Here is a 19,988-nt window from a genome sequence, read left to right as displayed (position 1 = left end):
GGTTATTGGCCCGATTTCTGGTCAGTCGGCTGTTGCACGGGCTGAGCAGGCGGTGTTTGTGCTTGTTGGATTTGAGCGGGCGGCGGGGTTGGCGTAACCGGCTCCTCTTCGCCCTTCATGGATTCTTTAAAGCCCTTGATGGCGCCACCCAAGTCTTTGCCCAGGTTCTTAAGTTTAGAGGTGCCAAAGACCAAAATAACAACGCCGAGTAACAGCAGAATGTGTGGTAGTGAGAGTCCAGACATTTTCTACTCCAAGCCCGAGGGCATACAGGTTAAGAGGATTGACGAGCGGCCTTTTCGGCCAGCCCAGAAAGGTCGAAGCGACGAGACAGTTCTTGCAGCACCGCGTCCGGGTGCACATTAAGCTGACTCAACATGACCAGCGTATGAAACCAAAGGTCTGCTGTTTCATAAACTAGCTCGTCGGTACTGCCACTGCGTTCGGCATCTTTCGCGGCAAGTAGGGTTTCCGTGCACTCTTCACCGACTTTCTCGAGAATCTTGTTCAGACCCTTGTGGTACAGGCTAGCCACATAGGAGCTGTCTGGCGAAGCGAGTTTACGCTCTGCAAGCACGGTAGCGAGTTGGCTCAATACATCTGTCATCACGCATATATCTCATGGGGGTCTTTGTGCACGGCATCCACTACCTGCCATGCGCCATTTTCATAGCGTTGGTAAAAGCAAGATTCGCGCCCAGTATGGCAGGCGATACCACCTAATTGCTCCACTTGCAGCACCAGGACATCACCATCGCAGTCCAAGCGCAGCTCTTTCAGCACTTGCACGTGGCCAGACTCTTCGCCTTTGCGCCAGAGTTTGTTGCGGGAGCGCGACCAATAGATGCCCCTCTGCTCGCTGACGGTGAGCGCTAGCGCTTCACGGTTCATCCACGCCACCATGAGTACACGGCCCGTGACGTGATCTTGGGCAATGGCCGGGACCAGTCCGTTACCATCCCATTTGATGGCATCTAACCAATTCATGTTGCGCCTCACTTGCCCCAAAACAGGGCTCTAGCATAACGGAAAGCGCCTTACTGCGTGAGCACTTGCCAGCACAGGGCTGCTACAGCAATCAGGGTGGCCCAGCTCAGCAGGCTGCTGCGGCGGTGCTGATTCTGCAACTGACGCTGGATGGCCTTCAGCTCGGCGATCTGGCGGCTCTGCCATTGACCGTTCTGGCGCATCTGCGTGAGCGCATCGAAGACCATCTGCGGCAGCTCGGGCAGGCCGGCGAGCAGAATCGGTGTGTCTTCGGTGAAGCGCTTGAGCAGGGCTTTTGGGCCGATGCGGTCGGTCATCCATTGCTTTAGCAGCGGCTGCGCCAGGCTCCAGATGTCCAGTGCCGGGTAGAGCTCTCGACCGAGGCCTTCGATGTGAATCAGCGTCTTCAGCAGCAGTACCAGCTGCGGCGGAATCTGCAGGCCGTGCGTGCGCGCCATGTCGAGCAGGCCGGCGAGAATCGGTGCCAGATTGATCTGGTCGATGGGCTGCGTCAGCACCGGTTCGACCAGGCGGCGAACCTCCTGCGCGAGGAAGTCCAGCGGTGCGCCGGCAGGCACCCAACCGGCTTGCGCAGCGGTGCGGATGAGCTGGTTGAAATCGCGCTGGATCAGGCTGAGCAGGATCTGCGCGATGGTGAGCTGATCGTCCGGCGGCAGCGAACCCACGATGGCGCAGTCGAGGCCGATGAAGCGCGGATCGGTCGGGTTGCCGGTCTCCACATAGACATTGCCAGGATGCATGTCGGCATGGAAGAAGTTGTCGCGGAAGACCTGCGTGAAGAAGATGGTCAGGCCCTTGTTGGCCAAGCGTTCACGGTCAATGCCGAGGCGGGCGAAGGTGGCGTGATCGCTGATCGGTACACCTTCGATGCGCTCGGCGATCATCACCTCACGGCTGCCGTTAGCGTCATAGACTTCCGGCACGTAGAACAGCGGCGAGCCGACAAAGTTGGCGCGCAGCTGGCGCGTGTTGGCGGCTTCGCGGGCGAGATCGGTCTCATCGAGCAGGGTGCGCTCGTAGTCGCTGACGATGCGCGACAGCGGGACCACGCGCAGATCGAAGCGGGCTTCGGCGAGCGCGGCCAGATCTTTCAGCAGTGCCATATCAGTGCGGATGCGATCCGCTACGCCGGGTCGTAGCACCTTAACGATGACTTCACGGCCATTCGGCAGTGCAGCAGTATGAACTTGAGCGATGGAGGCTGCGGCCAGCGGAGCGTCATCGAAGCGGGCGAACGCCTGTGCCAGCGGCATAGCCAGTTCGCGCTCGACAATAGCCTTGGCTTCGATGGTCGGGAACGGCGGCACGTTTTCCTGCAGATGCACCAGCTCATCGAGCAAGGCGGGGTCCAGCAGGTCGCGGCGTGTCGCCAGCAGCTGGCCAAGTTTAATAAAGAGCGGGCCCAACTCTTCGAAGGCCAGACGAACTCGGGCTGGATTCTGTGCGGCAGCTCCTGCGGTCCACCAGGCCGGATGTAGGCGAAACGCCAGCAGGGCGAGTCGTGCAGCAGCAGTCGGTGGTGGCGGTAACAGTGTGTCGAGGCGATAGCGGGCGGCGACGCGCCAGAGCTGGAGTAGGCGGGGCCAGTGACGCATCATGAGCTGATCCCCTCCGAGTTGAGCGGGGCGGCCGCCGTGAGCTTAGTAACGCGTTGCTGCAAGCGCTGAAGCCGTGCTTCCAGACGCTCCACGTCGGCACGCAGGTCTTCACTTTCTTGCACGAACTCGTTGATTTCCCAGCGCACTGGCAGGAGCTCTTGCTCTTCTTGCAGATACTCGCTGCTATTCATTAGAAACGTTTTCGCAGTTTTCTGCGCGAAGCTGAAGAGACCACGCAACTGCTGGCCGAGCTGATGCCCCGCCACATCGCCCCAGAGCATGGCCAGTGGTTCTTCCCAGTCGATGTCGAGTTGTTTCGCGATGCTGTGCAACTGCTCGATGAGTTGAACTTGGCCGTGCACACGCAGCGGCCCGCCAATCAATTGCGGCTGTTTAGACAGTGCCAATTTAAGCAGCGCCACACTTTCGGCTTCGATGGTGGCGTGCGGTTTTTGATCGCACTCGGCCAGCAAGCGAATACGATTTTCTCGAATTTGTACCATCACCGCGATGGCTGGCGATTGGGTTTCGATGAACAGACTTTTCCCGGCCAGCGCATTCAGACGCTGTTGTGTTGCTGGATCAAAGCGTAGCGCCTGATTGATCAGCGACTCGAGTCCGCGCAGGGCAAGCATGTAGGGTAGCGATGGCATAAAGCGGTCCTGTTCTCGAATGGCGCGGGCTTAGAACTTAAAGCCACGGTGCAGGGCGACAATGCCGCCGGTGAGGTTGTGATAATCGCAACGCTCGAAACCGGCACTTTCCATCATGCCCTTCAACGTGTTCTGGTCCGGGTGCATGCGGATGGACTCGGCCAAGTAGCGATAGCTCTCCGCATCGTTGGCCACGAGCTTGCCCATCATCGGCAGTAGCGAGAAGGAGTAGGCGTCATAGATTTTCGCCAGCGGTTCGGCCACGGGCTTACTGAACTCAAGTACGAGTAATCGGCCGCCTGGCTTCAGCGATTGGTACATGGAGCGCAGGGCGGCATCTTTATCGGTGACATTTCGCAGGCCAAAAGCGATGGTGATGAGGTCGAAGCTGCCTGGCGCGAACGGCAGACATTCGGCATTGGCTTGAACGAATTCGATCTGACCCGCCACGCCAACATCGAGCAGCTTGTCGCGGCCGACCATGAGCATGGACGAGTTGATGTCGGCGAGCACGACGCGCCCCGTGGGGCCCACTTCCTTATGAAAGGCGCGGGCGAGATCACCAGTGCCGCCGGCAATATCGAGCACTTGTTGACCTGGGCGAACACCGGACATCTCCACCGTGAAGCGTTTCCACAGACGGTGAATGCCCAGCGACATCAGGTCATTCATGATGTCGTACTTGGCCGCCACCGAGTGAAAAACTTCAGCGACCTTGCCGGCCTTTTCTTCGCGCGCCACGGTCTGATAACCGAAGTGCGTGACTTCACCTGAGGCCTGTGTGGGCGAGCGGGGTGCCGTGCTGCTAGTGCTTGGCGTCGGCTGGGTCGCTGCCACAGATTCGCCTCGGCTCATCGGGCCGTTGGCAGGAGGCAGATCGGGTCGGCGGTGGCTCATGGCGAATCTCTAAGGGCAGCGTAACGGGCAATCGGATTAAACCGCGAAGGGATCGTCGCAGTCTGTGTTGAGCTTGTCGAGGATACGAGCCTCGCGCCCCAAAAAATCATCGAGAAAGTCGGCGACAGACTTCATTGGCTTCATCACAGCAAAACCTTTTCCCATGAAGTCATAGAGGCCACCGAGACCCGCCATTTTCGCGGGTCGCGCGGCCATCTTAAAGGTGGCCGTAATGAGACGCGAGCGCACATAGCGATCCAGGCCTAAGCCGAGCTCACGCAGCAGGCGCATTTGTTCGCGTCTAGCCACGTCTTGGTCGCAGCGACGGTAGGCGGCAATGAGGTCGCTGTCTGTGGGCTCGGTGATGCCAGCGGCATGCAGCCACAGGGCCACTTCTTCGTCCAGCTCACCGGTCAGTGCGTTAGCTTCTACGGCGATGGCTGCGGTGCGCAGCACGGAATCGGGCAGCATGCGAGTGGCTACCGGCAGGGCTTTTTCGATTTCGCGAGCCAGCTCGTCCAGGTCAAGGCCGGCGTAGATTTCACAGAGAAAAAACTCGGTGATGGGGCGGAAGCGGTCGTCTGCGAGTAGGCTTTCATGGGTACGACGCAGGCGGGCGATTTGCAGCTGCTGCACGACCAATACCTGAGCGTTAAGCGCGTCATTGCCGTGGCGCTGCCAGCAGCGGTATCGCGCAATGCCGTGCCGGATACGATCGGCAGCGCTCTGTGTTTCATCAATCCGTGGCGGCAGCATGTCAGTCTCTTTCATGTTTGGTTCGTAGCGTTCAGCAACAGCAGTGCGACTCATGATTCAGTTCCATTACAGCAATGTGCATTCCAAATAAGGCATTACAAAATAAATCGGCTCAGGTCTTCGTCCTGAACCAGTGCGCCGAGCTGGGCATCCACATCGGCGCTGGTGAGTGTAAGCACTTGGCCTGCTTGTTTCGCGCCTAGGTCGCTGGCATCAAAGGCGATGCCTTCAAGCAAACGCTCAAGCACCGTGTGCAGGCGACGTGCGCCGATATTCTCTGTGCGCTCGTTGACCTGCCAAGCCACTTCCGCAAGGCGGCGAATGGCATCGTCCGCGAAACGAATCTGCAAGCCCTCGGTGCCCAATAGCGCCACATATTGCTCGGTCAGCGAGAAGTTCGGCTCAGTGAGGATGCGCTCGAAATCATTGGCGGTCAGTGCCTCCAACTCAACACGGATGGGTAGGCGACCTTGCAGCTCCGGGATCAAATCCGATGGCTTGGCGAGGTGGAACGCGCCCGAGCAGATGAACAGGATGTGATCGGTCTTCACCATGCCGTATTTGGTGTTGACGGTGCAGCCCTCGATCAGCGGTAGCAGGTCGCGCTGAACGCCCTCGCGTGACACATCGGCACCCGAGGTTTCGCCGCGGCGACAGACCTTGTCGATTTCGTCGATGAAGACAATGCCGTTTTGCTCGACGGCATGCAGCGCCCGCGTTTTCAGGTCTTCTTCGCTGACCAGCTTGCCGGCTTCCTCTTCGCGCACGCGTTTGAGCGCCTTGCGGATCTTCAGGCGCTGGCTCTTGGTCTTGCCGCCGCCGAGACCGGCAAACAGCTTCTGCAGCTGATTGCCCATGTCTTCCATGCCGGGCGGCGTCATCAGCTCGACCGAGGCCGCGACCGGGCTGAGCTCGATTTCAATTTCCTGCTCGTCCAACTCGCCGTTGCGCAGCTTGCGGCGGAAGAGCTGGCGCGTGGCGTTGTCGCTGCCGCTGGCCGGGGCCGGTTCGGTGGTATCCCAGCCGGTGCTGGCGGTACGCGCTGGGCGCAGCAGCACATCCAGAATACGGTCTTCGGCGGCCTCGTCGGCACGTTGGCCAACCTCGGCAATGGCCTGCTCACGCATCATCTTCAAGGCCATGTCAGCGAGGTCGCGGATGATGGTTTCAACATCGCGCCCAACATAACCGACTTCGGTGAATTTCGTGGCTTCAACCTTGATAAACGGCGCGTTGGCGAGCTTGGCCAAGCGGCGGGCGATTTCAGTTTTGCCGACGCCAGTGGGGCCGATCATGAGGATGTTCTTTGGCGTCACTTCTGGGCGCAGATGCTCGGCCAGCTGCATCCGTCGCCAGCGGTTGCGCAGCGCTAGCGCGACGGCGCGCTTGGCACCGCTTTGGCCAACGATATGACGATCGAGTTCGTGCACGATTTCGCGCGGAGTCATGGCGGTCATGAGGTTTACCAGTCGAGTCGTTCGAGCGTGTGCTGATGATTGGTGAAGACGCAGATGTCTCCAGCCATCGTCAGCCCGTATTTGACAATCTCTTCGGCCGACAGCTCGCTGTGGTCGATCAGCGCGCGTGAGGCGGCGAGGGCATAGTTGCCACCGGAACCGATGGCGATGATGCCGTGCTCCGGTTCCAGCACATCACCATTGCCGGTGATGATCAGCGACGCATGTTTGTCAGCGACGGCGAGCAGGGCTTCGAGCCGACGCAGCGTGCGATCCGTGCGCCAGTCCTTGGCCATTTCCACGGCAGCGCGCACGAGATGGCCGCTGTGCTTTTCCAACTTGGCTTCGAAGTAGTCGAAGAGCGTGAAGGCATCGGCCGTGCCGCCGGCGAAACCGGCCAGCACTTGATCCTTGTACAGGCGACGGACCTTGCGGGCATTGCCCTTCATGACCGTGTTGCCGAGCGAGACTTGGCCATCGCCACCGAGGACGACGGTGTTGCCGCGACGGACAGAGAGAATGGTAGTCATGGCTGACGAATCTCCGATGGGGCGGGCAGTGAACTTTGTGCGGGAGCGCTGACAGGGATGGCATCCAGCCCAGCTTCGCTAAGCTTGATCCGCGCTAAGTCACGACGCTCCAATTGATTAAATGGCCCAACCAGAACACGCTGGAATAATGCGCCGCCTTCGCGATGCGTCTTAATGCGTGCGGGCAGGCCGAGTGCGCTGATTGCGGCGCGGCGGCTATTGGCTTCATTGGGGTTGTTGAACGCGCCGGCTTGTAGCCAGTAGCTCGCTTCCGAAGGCGCGTTTGCGCCGCCCGTGGGACGAGGGGCTGGTCTGGCTTCCGGTGTGCGCGTGGGCAGTACTTTTTGCTGCGGGAGCAGTTCATAAAAAGCGAAACGTTCCGCTGGCTTCGGCACAGATTCAGGCGTTTTCACTGTTGCTTCGGCAAGGGCTGGTGGCACCGTGGCCACTGGCGGGGCCGGCTTTTTCATCAGCATCACTAGGAGTGCAATCAGACCTGCAAGCAGAATCAAGCCCAGCACGAGGCGACCTTTTTTTAGGCCAGGCTTTTTCGTCGGCGACGACTTGGGAGACGCCTTGGTTGTGCGGCGCCCGCCACGCCCGGTGTTGTTGGGCTTGCCAACGGGTCGGGGCGTTCGACTAGCACCGCGAGGCGGATTCGGACGACTCATTACATGCGTTCCGGGGCAGCCACACCGAGCAGGCCGAGGCCGTTGGCAATGACCTGGCGCACGCCGAGGCTGAGCGTCAGCCTGGCCTGACGCAGCGGCTCGTCATCCACGAGGATCTTGGTGCTGTTGTACCAGCCGTGAAATTCGCTGGCCAGCTCCTTCAGGTAGTTCGAGAGCTGGTGCGGTTCGTAGGCTTCAGCGGCTTTCAGCAGCACTTCCGGGTAGCGTTGTAGCGCCTTCGCGAGGTCACGCTCAGCGTCGCTATCGAGGCGATCGAGCGCGGCCAGGCCAGCATCGCGATCCAGCGTCCAGCCCAAGGTGGCCAGCTTTTCCAGCATCGAGCACACGCGGGCGTGAGCGTACTGGATGTAGTAGACCGGATTGTCCTTGCTCTGCGACACGGCGAGGTCGAGATCGAAGTCGATGTGCTGCTCGCTCTTGCGCGTGATGTAGTAGAAACGCGCGGCATCATTGCCGACTTCGTCGCGCAGCTCGCGCAGCGGAATGAACTGGCCGGAGCGCGACGACATCTGCACCTGTTCGCCGCCACGCCAGAGCGACACGAACTGCACCAGCAACACGTCGAGCTTGCCGGCATCGAGGCCGAGGGCGGTCAGCGCGGCTTTCACGCGGGTGATGTAGCCGTGATGGTCAGCGCCCCAGATATTCACCACGCGGTCGAATCCGCGCTCAAATTTGTTCAGGTGATAAGCCACGTCGGAAGCGAAGTAGGTGCCCTGACCGTTGTCACGCACCAGCACGCGATCCTTATCGTCACCAAACGTGGTGGAGCGGAACCAGATCGCGCCGGACTTTTCATAGGTGTGGCCATTGGCCGTCAGGCGGGCAACGGCGCGCTCGATGGAGCCGTCGGTTTCCAGTGTTTTTTCCGAGAACCACTCATCGTAATGCACGCCGAATTCGCCTAAATCCTGGCGGATGTCGCTGAGGATGCTGTCCAAGGCGGCGCGGAAAAACACGTCGTAGCCGTCGTTGCCGAGCAGGGCGCGGGCATTGGCGATGAGGCCGTCAATGTGAGCTTCCTTGTCGCCGGAAATGACCTCGCCCGCGGCATCTTTCACGGCATCGGCAGGGACATTCGCGAACAGGTCAGCAACTGGCTTTACCAGCGCTGCGCCGTGCGTGGCGGTGACGCTGGCGGCGATGTCGCGGATGTAATCGCCGCGATAGCCATTGCTCGGGAACACGAACGCCGCGCCGGCAGCAATACCGGACTCGACCGGATGCGATTCAACATAGCGCAGATAAGTCGAGGTGGCGAGAATGGCCATCTGACGACCCGCATCGTTAACGTAATACTCGCGCTGCACATCGTAACCGACGGCATCGAGTAGGTTAGCCACGGTCATGCCGTAGGCGGCACCGCGACCATGGCCGACATGCAGCGAGGAAGTCGGGTTGGCGGAGACGAATTCAACCTGTAGCTTCTGCTGGCGACGCGGTGTGCGACCAAAGTTGGCAGCGTCAGCGAAGATCTGGCTGAGCACGGCAAATTCGGTGGCACCGGCCAGGAAAAAATTGATGAAGCCTGGGCCGGCAATTTCGACCTTGCTCACCACGGCGTTGGCGGGCAAGGCGGCAACGATGGCGTCGGCAATCTCGCGTGGCTTGCGGCCAGCGGCTTTTGCGCTGGCCAATGCGAGGTTGGTGGCCCAGTCGCCATGCGCCTTGTCGCGCGTGCGATCGAGCTGAATGGCCGGGCTGAAATCTGCCGGCAGAGCGCCGTCGGCGCGCAGGGTGTCGAGGGCTGTGGTTAACAGGTTTTCGAGTGCAGACTTCATCATTTATTCCAAAGCGGGTCGCGAGCTAGTCAGCAAGCTGCCCTGTGGGCGCTTAAGTGGGCGCGATTGTACCAATAAAAAAGGCGAACACCCGTTTCCGAGTATTCGCCTTTTACGATCACCCTAACAGTGATCGGCCTCTGCCAGTGCTTACTTGGCGAAGCTGCGAGCGCCAAAGCGCTGCTTGAACTTGTCGATACGACCGCCGGTGTCGACGACCTTTTGCGTGCCGGTGTAGAACGGGTGGCAAGCGGAGCAGGTATCAATCAAGAAGTTCTTGCACAGGGTGGAGCGAGTTTTGAAGGTGTTGCCGCAGGAGCAAGTGGCAGTCACTTCTTCGTAACGCGGATGAATATCGGCGCGCATAGTAAATTCCTCTAGTTAAGAACGGGGCGGGTGACTTCGCCGTCCTCGCGGGCGTGAAACGCAAACGCAGAGGTACGAAATCAATCCATTCTTTTGGCCTACCGAAACTGTCGCTTCGTTTCAGCGGGGCACAACAAGGTGGCGGATTCTACAAGATGTCTGCTTTTTGGCCAAGTACACTTTTCGTTCAATCGCGACGGGGATCGCCACCGCCAGTCGTCGGTGGCGGTGGTAATCTTGTGAGATGAAATTAATACAGGTGGCGCTGCCATCCCCCTTGCGACAAGTCTTTGATTACCGCCTTCCGGCCGGAGCACCTATTCCGGTGGCGGGCGTGCGCGTGCGCGTGCCGTTTGGACGTCAGGCATTGATCGGCTTGGTTACGGATGTGGTGAGCGAAAGTGATGTGCCCACCGCGAAATTAAAGTCGGTGACCGAGATTCTCGATGTCGAACCGGCGCTACCGCCGGCGCTATGGACGCTGGCGCGCTGGGCTGCACAGTATTATCAACATCCATTGGGCGATGCCTTGAGTCAGATGCTGCCCGTACTGATTCGTCAGGGCGAGCCCTTGCTGGCGCCTCATCCGCAAGTCTGGCGTTTAACGGCGCGAGGCCAGGCTCTCGTGCCCGACGGGTTGCGTCGAGCCGCAAGGCAGCAACAGGCGTGGCAGGTGCTGAACGAACACCTGCAGGGGCTCAGCAGTACCGCGTTGCAGGCCTTGGGCGTGAGTCGTGAGGCGCTATTGGCGCTGCAAGAAAAAGAATTAGTTGAGCGAATTGCGTTGGCTGCGCCTGCCACAGCGATAGCCGTGACGCCACTGCTGGCAGAGTCTCCGTTAGCACTCAATACCGAGCAAGCGGCGGCACTGTCTTTGCTTACTGCACAAACGGGCTTTCGCGTGACCTTGTTGCAAGGCATCACCGGCAGCGGCAAAACTGAGGTGTATTTACAGCACATCGAGCATGTTTTGCAGGCGGGTAAACAGGTGCTGATCTTGGTGCCCGAAATTGGCCTGACCCCGCAAACTGTGGCGCGTTTTCGGGCGCGCTTTCGCTGTGCTGTCGCCGTTCTGCATTCTGGTCTGACCGATAATGAGCGCTTGAGTGCGTGGCGTGCTGCACGAGCGGGCGAGGTCAGCCTGATTATTGGCACCCGCTCGGCGGTATTCACGCCCATGGCTCGACCCGGCCTGATCATTGTCGATGAAGAGCATGATTTATCGTTTAAGCAGCAAGAAGGTTTTCGCTATCACGGGCGAGACGTTGCAGTGCGCCGGGCGCAACTGGAAAACATCCCCATTGTGCTGGGCTCGGCAACACCCGCATTGGAGTCCATAGCCAATGTTCAGGCGGGACGCTACCAGCGTTTGTCGCTAACCCAGCGTGCGGGCGGTGCGCAAGCGCCTGTGGTGCGTTGCCTCGATTTACGCGGCCAGCCCGTTCAGGATGGTTTATGCGCTGCGGCTCGCCAAGCGATCACCGAAACCCTGGCGCGTGGTGAGCAAGTGCTGGTGTTTATGAATCGACGGGGCTTCGCGCCGGTCATGCTCTGCCATGATTGTGGCTGGCAGGCCGAATGCAGCCGCTGCGATGCGCGCCCCACGCTGCACCGCGATCCTGTGCGTTTGCACTGTCATCACTGTGGCTTTGAGCAAGCGCCACCGCGTCACTGCCCGAGCTGTAACAGCAGCGATTTGCGCCCCGTGGGCGTGGGCACGGAGCGATTAGAGCAGGCCTTAATCGCGGCCCATCCCAGCATTCCCGTTCACCGTGTGGATCGGGATAGCACACGCCGTAAGGGGGCCTTGCAAGGCTTGCTCGATGAAATTCATAAGCCCGGCCCGGCCATTTTGGTGGGCACGCAAATGCTCGCCAAAGGGCATCATTTCCCCCGCGTCACCCTAGTGCTGATTCCCGATGTGGATGGCGCCTTATTCAGTGCGGATTTTCGCGGCGGTGAGCGCTTGGCGCAGTTGTTAGTGCAAGTGGCCGGGCGCGCCGGGCGGGGTGATAAACCGGGGCAAATGTGGCTGCAAACCCATCAGCCCGAGCATCCACTGTTGGTGACGCTGCTTTCGCAGGGCTACATTGCTGCTGCGCGGACGCTGTTGAATGAACGTCAGCTCTTGGGTCTGCCACCGGCTGGGTATTTGGCTTTGCTGCGGGCGGAGGCGACCCGAGCAGACTTGCCCATGACCTTCTTGCAGCAAGCGGCAGTAGAAATTGTGCAGGGCAAGTACGGTGTGCAAGCGTGGGGGCCAGTTCCGGCGCCGATGGCCCGCAAAGCCGGATTGAATCGGGTGCACTTATTACTTAAAGCTGACGACCGAAAGACCTTGCATGCCTTGCTGGCGACATTAGTGCCTTGGCTGGACGCGCTGCCCAGTGCGAGGCAAGTGCGCTGGTCGATTGACGTCGATCCGCAGGAGCTGCAATAGCGGCTCCTGCGGAAGTACCTCAGGGCATAATGACTTCAGGAGCAGGCAATGGCGCTGGCGATGCGTTGGCATCGTTGGGCAGCTGTTCCGTCGGCACCAGCTCGTCGATCGCTTCCGGGTCAGAGGCGTCAGCTTGTTGGCCGGTCATTCGATTCACGCGAACAGACGACAAGCCTGCCGGGTTGGGGGGCATGCTGAATGGCATGCCGCGCAGGGCAGTAGCCATGTACTGATTCCAGATAGGTAGTGCTGCATAGCCACCGTATTCGACCTTGCCGAGACTTTTCGGTTCATCAAAACCCACCCACGATACCGCCACCATTTGTGCATTAAAGCCGGCGAACCAAGCATCACGGGCATCATTTGTCGTACCTGTTTTGCCGGCTAAATCGGCGCGGCCCAAGCTCAGCGCGCCACGCCCAGTACCACGCTGAATCACATCCTGCAAAATCGAATACATCTGGCGTGCCGCCCGTGGTCGCATGATGCGCAAAGCCACCGGGTGGGCAGGCACATAAGCTTCCGGCGTGGGAGTCACGACATTGATGCTGTTGCCCTGGCCTGAAATATTGCCACTGCTGCTGGGCGTGGTCGGAGGCGTTACGCCGGGGATGACCTCGTTAGGCTCAACGCGGCCGTCCGATGTGACCACCGGAGCCGGTAAAGGGAGCTCGCAGGGGCGACAAACGCGCTTGGGCTCTGCTTGGAAGACAACCTTTCCGGTTCTGTCGACAACTTTCTCGATGAAATAAGGGTTCACGCGCAGGCCGCCATTGGCAATGCTGGCGTAGGCAGTGGCCATCTGAATGGGCAGCACTTCAGCGGAGCCCAGTGCTAAAGTTAAGTCCTGCGGCATGCGGGATTTTTCCAGGCTGAAACGACTCAGGTACTCACGGGCATCGCCCACACTCACTGCCTGCAGCAGTCGAATAGAAACCAAATTGCGTGACAAATAGAGGGCGCGGCGTAGCGTAATCGGGCCCATGAACTCGCCGTCGGAGTTGCTGGGTGACCAGTCGCCAAAAGTCAGTGGCGAGTCATCAATCATGCTCAGTGGGGTATAGCCGCTTTCCAGCGCCTTGGCATAAATGAGTGGCTTGATGGTGGAGCCCGCCTGACGCCAGCTTTGCACCGCACGGTTAAATTTGCTTTGGCTGAAGTCAAAGCCACCGACAATCGCCTCGACCGCGCCAGAGTCCGGATTCATGGCAATGAGCTGGCCTTGCACGGCAGGGATTTGTGCTAGTCGCCAGGATTTTCCCGCCGCTTGCAGGCGCACGAAATCGTTGACCTTTACGATGCTGCCGGCCGACGTTGGCGCAGCGCCAATGCTGTTGACGTTGATGTAGGGGCGGGCCCAGCGCAGACCTTCCCAAGGAATGGTGACGCGCTCACCGGAGCGCATTTCCACGACGATACTGCGGGCGTTGACCGTGGCCACCCGCACGGGCTCAAGCCCACCCACGCGACTCAGCTTCTTCAATGCCGCTAAGTCGCCATTGCCTTCGGGGCCACGCCAGCCGTGGCGTTGGTCATAAGCGAGCAAGCCACTGATCACCGCAGCGCTCGCAGCATTCTGGTTGCGTGAATCCACCGTGGTATAGACCTTGTAGCCCGTGTCGTAAACGGATTTGCCAAAACGCTCCAGTAACGACTCGCGCACCATTTCAGCCAGCCAAGGTGCCTGCACATCCTGCATGCTGGCCTTGAAATTGAGCGCGACCGGCGCGGCAATCGCCGCATCGTGGGCTTTCTGGCTGATGTAGCCGAGCTTGAGCATGCGGCCAATAATCCAGTTACGACGAATCAGCGCACGTTCCGCGTTACTCACCGGATTGTACTTGGAGGGGGCTTTTGGCAGGCCGGCGATCATTGCCATTTCCGCCAGCGTGAGCTGTTGCACGGATTTGCCATAATAGATTTTTGCGGCGGCTCCGATGCCGTAGGCGCGCTGTCCGAGGTAAATTTTGTTCAGGTATAGCTCAAGAATTTCCTCTTTGCTGAGCGAGTCTTCAATGCGCTTAGCCAGCATCAACTCGGTGAACTTGCGGCTAAAGGTGCGCTCCGAGCTCAGGAAGTAGTTTTTCGCTACCTGCATGGTAATGGTGGAGCCGCCCGAGCGAATATTGCCCGTGGTGAGGATCTCACTGAAGGCGCGGCCGAGGCCGGCGTAGTCAATGCCATCGTGCTGAAAGAATTGATCATCCTCAGCCGCTAAAAAAGCTTGCACAAAGGGCTTGGGAATTTCTTTGTATCTCAGCGGAATGGTGTGTTTGATGCCAAATTCGCTAATGAGCTTGCCGTCACGAGAGAAGACTTGTAGCGGCGTTTCGTATTCCACGGATTTCAGCGTGGAAATATCCGGCAGTTGTGGTGTTAAGGCGAGGTAGGAGCCGCTGGCGCCCAGCGTAATACCGGTTAATGCGAGCCCGAGCCAGCGCATCAGGCGAAAGGGGGAAGCTGCAGCAGTCATGCAAAGCTCTCGTGAAACGTCCAAAACTAGGACTTATGGAGCGAAGTATAAGGCGAGGAAGAAAAGCGTGCCTGCGTGTTTGCGTAAATGCCACTTCGTTGCTACATCTCATGGGCGACAGGATGTCGTGGATAGGGATGTTCAACATGAGAACAGGGATCGTACGCGCAGCGGTGTGCGGCTTGGTGTGGGTTTTTATTAGCGTGACCGGACTTGCGGCGGGGCGTGAGAGCACACTCAGCGCCCAGGTTGCCGATGTGGACATCAGGGTTTTGCTGCTTCAGTTGGCCGAAAGTGCGCGTTGCGATCTGCTGCTCGCCGACGGCGTTCAAGGGCGGGTCAGCTTTAAACTGTCGCCGGAAAAGCCGCGTGAGGCCTTGTTGGCCTTGATTAAAGCGCGCGGACTGGTGATGCAAGCGCATCGGCTGTCATCCCAGCGAAAGCTCCTGTGGGTCGGAACTGGTGAAGATGCAGCGCAATGGGCTAAGCAACAGCTGGCCGGGCAGCAGGCTCGAGAAATACAGCTGCCGGTACAAACGCAGCTGCTGTCGCTACAGCATGCGCTAGCCAGTGATCTAGCGAAATGGCTGAGTGCGGGTGCGAATGAGCGCTTGCTTGGGCCTCGAAGTCGCGTTGATGTCGATGCGCGTACCAATACCCTAATCGTGACAGATACTGCCGAACGTCTCGTGCAGCTTAAGGGCTGGCTGAGTCAGCTGGATAAGCCATCGCGTCAGGTGTTGATGGAAACACGGTTGGTCGCCGTATCGCGGACACAGGCGCAAGCCCTGGGAGCGCGCTGGCAAGTCAGCGGGCCGGAATGGACGGGGAAAGTGCCGCTAACGGCGCCAGGCGCTGAGGTTTCAGCGCTGCGCTATGGGGTGCTGGGGTTAAGTGGCCATGCTTTGGATGTTGAGTTATCTGCCCTTGAAAGCAATGGCCACGGCGATATTTTAGCGAGGCCCAGCGTACTCACGGCAGAGCACCAAAAGGGCCTAATCGCCTCAGGCCAGCAAATTCCCTATCAAGAAACCACCCATAGTGGCGCGACCACCACGCGCTTTGTGAATGCAGAGCTCAGTCTAGAGGCTACGCCTAGCGTGACGGCAGAGGGGCAAGTGGTGCTGGATCTTGAGCTAAAACACGACAGTCCGGGCGAGCTTCAGGCCAGCGGCGCGAGAGCAATCGAGACCAATCGACTGAAAACACAGGTGCGCTTAAGTGACAACCAAACCTTGATGTTGGGCGGAATTTTTCGTACTCAGTCGGTTCGCTCTGTCAGTCAGGTGCCAGTACTGGGTAATATCCCGTTATTGGGCTACTTGTTTCGACGCCATCAGGTTCGCGAAGACAAGCAGGAGCTACTTATTTTTGTTACGCCACGGGTGTTGAATGCGTCTGGCTTATGGCCAGCGCCGCAGACCGATCCGCGGGCGGTTGAGACTTCAGATGCTGCCAACACCTATTCAAAACATCTATTTGGTCGGGCCCATGGGCGCGGGCAAGACCACCATCGGGCGGCAGCTTGCTGAAATCTTGCACTGGGAGTTTTTAGACTCCGATCATGAAATTGAGGCGCGTACGGGCGCAAACATTCCGTGGATCTTTGATATCGAAGGTGAAGAAGGCTTTCGTCAGCGCGAAGAACATGTCATTGATGTGCTCACGCAGCGCCGTCATGTGGTTTTGGCCACCGGCGGTGGAGCGGTCATGCGCGAGAGCAATCGCCGCCATTTACATGAGCGCGGCACCGTCATTTATTTGGAAACCACGGTGGAGCGCTCGCTGGAACGGACCGCGCGGGATCAGAATCGCCCGTTGTTACAAACGGCAGATCCTCGGGCGCGTTTGGCTGAGCTCCTGCAGCAACGAGACCCGTTGTACCGTGAAGTGGCTCATCACATCATGCCCACCGAGCGTGTCAGTGCGCGGGAAGTGGCATGGCATATTTTGCAGAAATTAGGTGCACGCTAAGGCGCGTGTTTGGCGTGCTAGCAGACTGAGAGATTGAAATGCATACCGTGTTAAATGTGGCCTTAGGCGATCGCAGTTACCCTATTTATATTGGGGATGGTGTGCTGGCGAGAGCGGACTTGGTGTTGCCGCATATTCGCGGCAAACAGGTGTTGCTGGTCAGCAATGAAACCGTTGCGCCGCTTTATGCCGGGACCTTGCGCGCCAGCTTATTGTCAGCTGGATTGACCGTGGCCGAGGTTGTGCTGCCCGATGGCGAGCAATACAAAGATTGGCAGCATTTGAATCAGATTTTCGATGCCTTATTGCAGGCTCGCTTTAGTCGTAAAGCCACCCTGATTGCCTTGGGCGGCGGCGTTATCGGCGACATGACCGGTTTCGCAGCGGCCTGCTATCAGCGCGGCGTCGATTTTATTCAGGTGCCGACTACTTTGCTTTCTCAGGTCGATTCGTCGGTGGGCGGGAAAACGGGCATTAACCATCCGCTGGGCAAAAATATGATCGGGGCCTTTCAGCAGCCTCGCGTCGTGCTTGCCGACACCGGCGTGTTGAAATCCTTGCCGCAGCGCGAATTATCGGCGGGGCTGGCCGAGGTCATTAAGTACGGGCTCATTCGCGATCTCGACTTTTTGTGCTGGTTGGAAACGCACATGGAAGGGCTGATGGCGCGGGATTCGTCGTTGCTGGCAGAAGCCATTGAGCGCTCCTGCCAAAACAAGGCCGATGTAGTCGCTGCCGATGAATTTGAGCAAAACGATATCCGAGCGCTGCTCAACTTGGGCCATACCTTTGGCCATGCCATAGAAACCGGTATGGGCTATGGCGAGTGGCTGCATGGCGAGGCGGTGGGCGCAGGCATGTTGCTGGCAGCGGATCTGTCCTGCCGTGAAGGCTGGCTCACGCCTGCGGATGTGGCGCGCGTGAAAGCCCTGCTGTTACGTGCTGGGCTGCCCGTGGCCGCTCCTGCCGGCATGACGCCTGCGATATTTATGCAGCACATGGCGGTGGATAAAAAGAATGTGGATGGTCGTTTGCGCCTGGTGCTGTTGAAGCAATTGGGTGAGGCGATTGTTACCGATCAAGCGTCGCCCGCGCATGTGCAGGCCACGTTAGTCGCCGCGTGTGAAGGAGTAGTGGGGTGATGACGGCAAAGTCGCAACAACGATTAGGCAATGCCTTTTTAGTTTTATTCGTGCTGGGCGTGTTGGGCTTGTGGTTGCAAACGCCGGTAAAGGCGCTGTTCCAAGAACGTATCTTGGCGAACGTGGGGTTTGGCGAGGCAGGTTTTAGTGACAGCTTTGGTGCGCTGCCCTCGTTGGTGAAAGATAACGGTGGCGCGCAACCTGTGCCTATCGAGGCCTCGGCGCCACAGCGAACAGCACAGTATCGTGATAAGGCCTGGCTGCTGTCGCAGGATGCCGCCAGCTTCACTCTGCAGGTTGCCGTGTTCGAGGATGAGCGCCGTATCGGTGATCTATTGTCGAGCCGCAGTGATAAGGATCAATTTCACTATATAGTGCTGCCGGCAACGATTGATGCGGCAGATGGCTCATCGTCGGGTCCACGCTATGTACTGACCTATGGCCAGTTTGCCAGTCGTCAGCAGGCAGAAGAAGTGGCGGCAGCGTTGACCGGCTTGCCCGGAAAAATGCCACGGGCTTGGGGCGCGCTACAAAGTGATGCAGAGGCAGCATTTGCCGCTGAAGCCTCGTTGCAGGGGGCAGCTGAGGGTATGGCGGCGCCAGCTAACCCCTCATCAACCATTACCGATGATGACCCCGCACTCCAAGTGCCGACAGGCTCGTCGCCTATGGTCATTCCGGTGCAGCCCAAGGCAAATTCCACCCCAGGTGCAATCCCTGTCGACACCTTGTAGGGTCGGCAAGGCCAGGGACTGGCCTGAAACTTGCTCCGTGAGTAGAGGTTAATTGGCAAATTTTATGAAATGAGGCGGTCTGAGCGGCTTGCATCAATTGAGTGAAAACGCCTTTTCACCTACTATACGCGTCCAATTTTGCGCCCAGCGCGGTTTTTGCCTGCGCGTAAGAATTCTTAAACCTTTGTTTTCCAAGGTATAACTGATGCTAGAGCAGCCGGTCGTCAACGCGGGTCTGTACCACCCGGATGAGTTTCGTGACAACTGCGGTTTCGGCCTCATCGCACAGATGAAGGGCGAGACCAGTCACCATCTGGTCCAGACAGCGATTCATTCACTCAGCTGCATGACCCATCGCGGTGCTATCGCCGCTGATGGCAAGACTGGCGACGGCTGCGGCCTGTTGCTGGCGATGCCGCGTGCCTTCTTCCGTGCCGTTGCGCAGGAAGAGCTGGGTGTCACCCTGACCGATACCTTTGCGGTCGGCTTGGTGTTTCTCAATACCGACCCCGCCCTGGCTGCCAACGCCCGCGCTATCCTGAAAAAGGAAGTTGAGGCTGAAGGTCTGACGCTGGCTGGCTGGCGCACGGTGCCCACCGACAACAGCATCCTCGGCGAAATCGCTCTGCGTTCGCTGCCGGTGTTCGAGCAAGTGCTGGTTAATGCCGGCTCGATGGATGAGGTCGAGGCCAATCGCAAGCTGTTTATGGCACGCCGCCGTGCCGAACAGCAGCTCAAGGCTGACCCGCTGTTCTATGTCACCACGCTGTCGACCCAGGTCATCTCCTATAAGGGCCTGGTGATGCCGGCCGACTTGCCGGTGTTCTATAAGGATCTCGGCGACGAGCGTCTGGAAACGCATATCTGCGTGTTTCACCAGCGCTTCTCCACCAATACGCTGCCGCGCTGGCCGCTGGCACAGCCGTTCCGCTACCTCGCGCACAACGGTGAAATCAACACCGTCAGCGGTAACCGCAACTGGGCCGTAGCGCGCACGCCGAAGTTCACGCACCCGGATCTGCCCGGTCTCACTGAGCTGACGCCGCTGGTGAACCGCACCGGCTCCGACTCGTCGTCCATGGACAACATGCTGGAGATCCTGCTCGGCGGCGGCATGGGTCTGTTCCGCGCCCTGCGTATGCTGGTGCCACCGGCTTGGCAGAACGTGGAGTCGATGGACGCCGATCTGCGTGCGTTCTACGAATACAACGCCAAGCACATGGAAGCTTGGGATGGTCCGGCCGGTCTGGTTATTACCGACGGGCGCTATGCCGTGTGCATGCTCGACCGTAACGGTCTGCGTCCGGCGCGTTGGGTCATCACCAAGAACGGCTACATCACGCTGGCGTCAGAAATTGGCGTCTGGGATTACAAGCCGGAAGATGTCGTGTCCAAGGGCCGTGTCGGTCCGGGCAAGATCGTCGCCATCGATACGCAGAAGGGCGAGCTGCTCGACAACAATGCCGTCGATGCCCTGCTCAAGAATG

Annotated in this window: 18 protein-coding genes and 1 pseudogene; 6 read left to right on the top strand and 13 right to left on the bottom strand. The window is 59.1% G+C overall.

Annotated elements, in window-relative coordinates:
* Positions 1-2: 2 nt before the first annotated feature.
* From tatA to rpmE, 12 genes are all read right to left on the bottom strand, one after another.
* The gene (tatA, locus tag AC14IB_RS04910; RefSeq protein ID WP_484230827.1) at positions 3-245 is read right to left on the bottom strand and encodes a twin-arginine translocase TatA/TatE family subunit; all 243 of its coding nucleotides are present in this window, start codon (positions 243-245) and stop codon (positions 3-5) included.
* A gap of 29 nt (positions 246-274) precedes the next feature.
* The gene (locus AC14IB_RS04905) at positions 275-607 is read right to left on the bottom strand and encodes a phosphoribosyl-ATP diphosphatase (RefSeq protein ID WP_484230826.1); all 333 of its coding nucleotides are present in this window, start codon (positions 605-607) and stop codon (positions 275-277) included.
* Complete coding sequence (gene hisI / locus AC14IB_RS04900) at positions 607-987, bottom strand: phosphoribosyl-AMP cyclohydrolase (RefSeq protein WP_484230825.1); 381 nt, start codon at positions 985-987, stop codon at positions 607-609. Before hisI ends, AC14IB_RS04905 begins: the two co-directional genes overlap by 1 nt.
* A 50-nt stretch (positions 988-1,037) precedes the next feature.
* Entirely contained in the window at positions 1,038-2,603 is a 1,566-nt protein-coding gene (locus tag AC14IB_RS04895) for an ABC1 kinase family protein (protein WP_484230824.1), read from the bottom strand.
* Positions 2,603-3,259: a ubiquinone biosynthesis accessory factor UbiJ gene (locus AC14IB_RS04890; protein WP_484230823.1), complete on the bottom strand. Its 657-nt coding sequence runs from the start codon at positions 3,257-3,259 to the stop codon at positions 2,603-2,605. Before AC14IB_RS04890 ends, AC14IB_RS04895 begins: the two co-directional genes overlap by 1 nt.
* Before the next feature lie 30 nt (positions 3,260-3,289).
* Positions 3,290-4,114: a bifunctional demethylmenaquinone methyltransferase/2-methoxy-6-polyprenyl-1,4-benzoquinol methylase UbiE gene (gene ubiE, locus AC14IB_RS04885; RefSeq protein WP_484230870.1), complete on the bottom strand. Its 825-nt coding sequence runs from the start codon at positions 4,112-4,114 to the stop codon at positions 3,290-3,292.
* A gap of 78 nt (positions 4,115-4,192) precedes the next feature.
* A complete protein-coding gene (locus tag AC14IB_RS04880; RefSeq protein ID WP_484230822.1) occupies positions 4,193-4,966 on the bottom strand; it encodes a DUF8198 family protein in 774 nt (257 codons plus the stop codon).
* A 41-nt stretch (positions 4,967-5,007) separates the two neighbouring features.
* Positions 5,008-6,369 carry an ATP-dependent protease ATPase subunit HslU gene (hslU, locus tag AC14IB_RS04875; RefSeq protein WP_484230821.1) on the bottom strand — a complete coding sequence of 454 codons (1,362 nt, stop codon included), beginning with the start codon at positions 6,367-6,369 and terminating at the stop codon, positions 5,008-5,010.
* Positions 6,370-6,374: 5 nt separating this feature from the next.
* Positions 6,375-6,899: an ATP-dependent protease subunit HslV gene (gene hslV / locus AC14IB_RS04870; RefSeq protein WP_068858066.1), complete on the bottom strand. Its 525-nt coding sequence runs from the start codon at positions 6,897-6,899 to the stop codon at positions 6,375-6,377.
* Positions 6,896-7,570 carry an SPOR domain-containing protein gene (locus AC14IB_RS04865; protein ID WP_484230820.1) on the bottom strand — a complete coding sequence of 225 codons (675 nt, stop codon included), beginning with the start codon at positions 7,568-7,570 and terminating at the stop codon, positions 6,896-6,898. The genes hslV and AC14IB_RS04865 overlap by 4 nt, the downstream gene beginning before the upstream one ends.
* Positions 7,570-9,372, bottom strand: coding sequence for an arginine--tRNA ligase (gene argS, locus AC14IB_RS04860; RefSeq protein ID WP_484230819.1), 1,803 nt, complete (start codon positions 9,370-9,372; stop codon positions 7,570-7,572). Before argS ends, AC14IB_RS04865 begins: the two co-directional genes overlap by 1 nt.
* A gap of 150 nt (positions 9,373-9,522) precedes the next feature.
* Entirely contained in the window at positions 9,523-9,738 is a 216-nt protein-coding gene (gene rpmE, locus AC14IB_RS04855; RefSeq protein WP_068858069.1) for a 50S ribosomal protein L31, read from the bottom strand.
* Positions 9,739-9,982: 244 nt separating this feature from the next.
* On the opposite strand from rpmE, the gene AC14IB_RS04850 reads away from it, so the two are divergent.
* Positions 9,983-12,178 (top strand): primosomal protein N', encoded by a 2,196-nt coding sequence (locus AC14IB_RS04850; protein WP_484230818.1) that lies wholly within the window; start codon positions 9,983-9,985, stop codon positions 12,176-12,178.
* A gap of 19 nt (positions 12,179-12,197) precedes the next feature.
* On the opposite strand, the gene AC14IB_RS04845 is transcribed toward AC14IB_RS04850, so the two are convergent.
* A complete protein-coding gene (locus AC14IB_RS04845) occupies positions 12,198-14,651 on the bottom strand; it encodes a penicillin-binding protein 1A (RefSeq protein WP_484230817.1) in 2,454 nt (817 codons plus the stop codon).
* Positions 14,652-14,797: 146 nt separating this feature from the next.
* On the opposite strand from AC14IB_RS04845, the gene AC14IB_RS04840 reads away from it, so the two are divergent.
* The 5 genes and pseudogenes from AC14IB_RS04840 to gltB form a co-directional block, all read left to right on the top strand.
* Positions 14,798-16,183 (top strand): secretin N-terminal domain-containing protein, encoded by a 1,386-nt coding sequence (locus tag AC14IB_RS04840; protein WP_484230816.1) that lies wholly within the window; start codon positions 14,798-14,800, stop codon positions 16,181-16,183.
* On the top strand, positions 16,116-16,625 hold the full coding sequence (gene aroK / locus AC14IB_RS04835; protein WP_484230869.1) for a shikimate kinase AroK: 510 nt from the start codon (positions 16,116-16,118) through the stop codon (positions 16,623-16,625). The genes AC14IB_RS04840 and aroK overlap by 68 nt, the downstream gene beginning before the upstream one ends.
* Positions 16,626-16,663: 38 nt before the next feature.
* Positions 16,664-17,767 carry a 3-dehydroquinate synthase gene (aroB, locus tag AC14IB_RS04830; protein WP_484230815.1) on the top strand — a complete coding sequence of 368 codons (1,104 nt, stop codon included), beginning with the start codon at positions 16,664-16,666 and terminating at the stop codon, positions 17,765-17,767.
* Positions 17,767-18,501, top strand: a complete 735-nt coding sequence (locus AC14IB_RS04825; protein ID WP_484230814.1) for a hypothetical protein — start codon at positions 17,767-17,769, stop codon at positions 18,499-18,501. Before aroB ends, AC14IB_RS04825 begins: the two co-directional genes overlap by 1 nt.
* 205 nt (positions 18,502-18,706) lie before the next feature.
* Positions 18,707-19,988: pseudogene (gltB, locus tag AC14IB_RS04820) on the top strand (glutamate synthase large subunit); the annotation flags it as partial.

This window comes from Perlucidibaca sp. (genome assembly GCF_057084925.1).
Note: the sequence above shows the minus strand (reverse complement) of the source record. Positions and strands in the feature narration are given on the sequence as shown.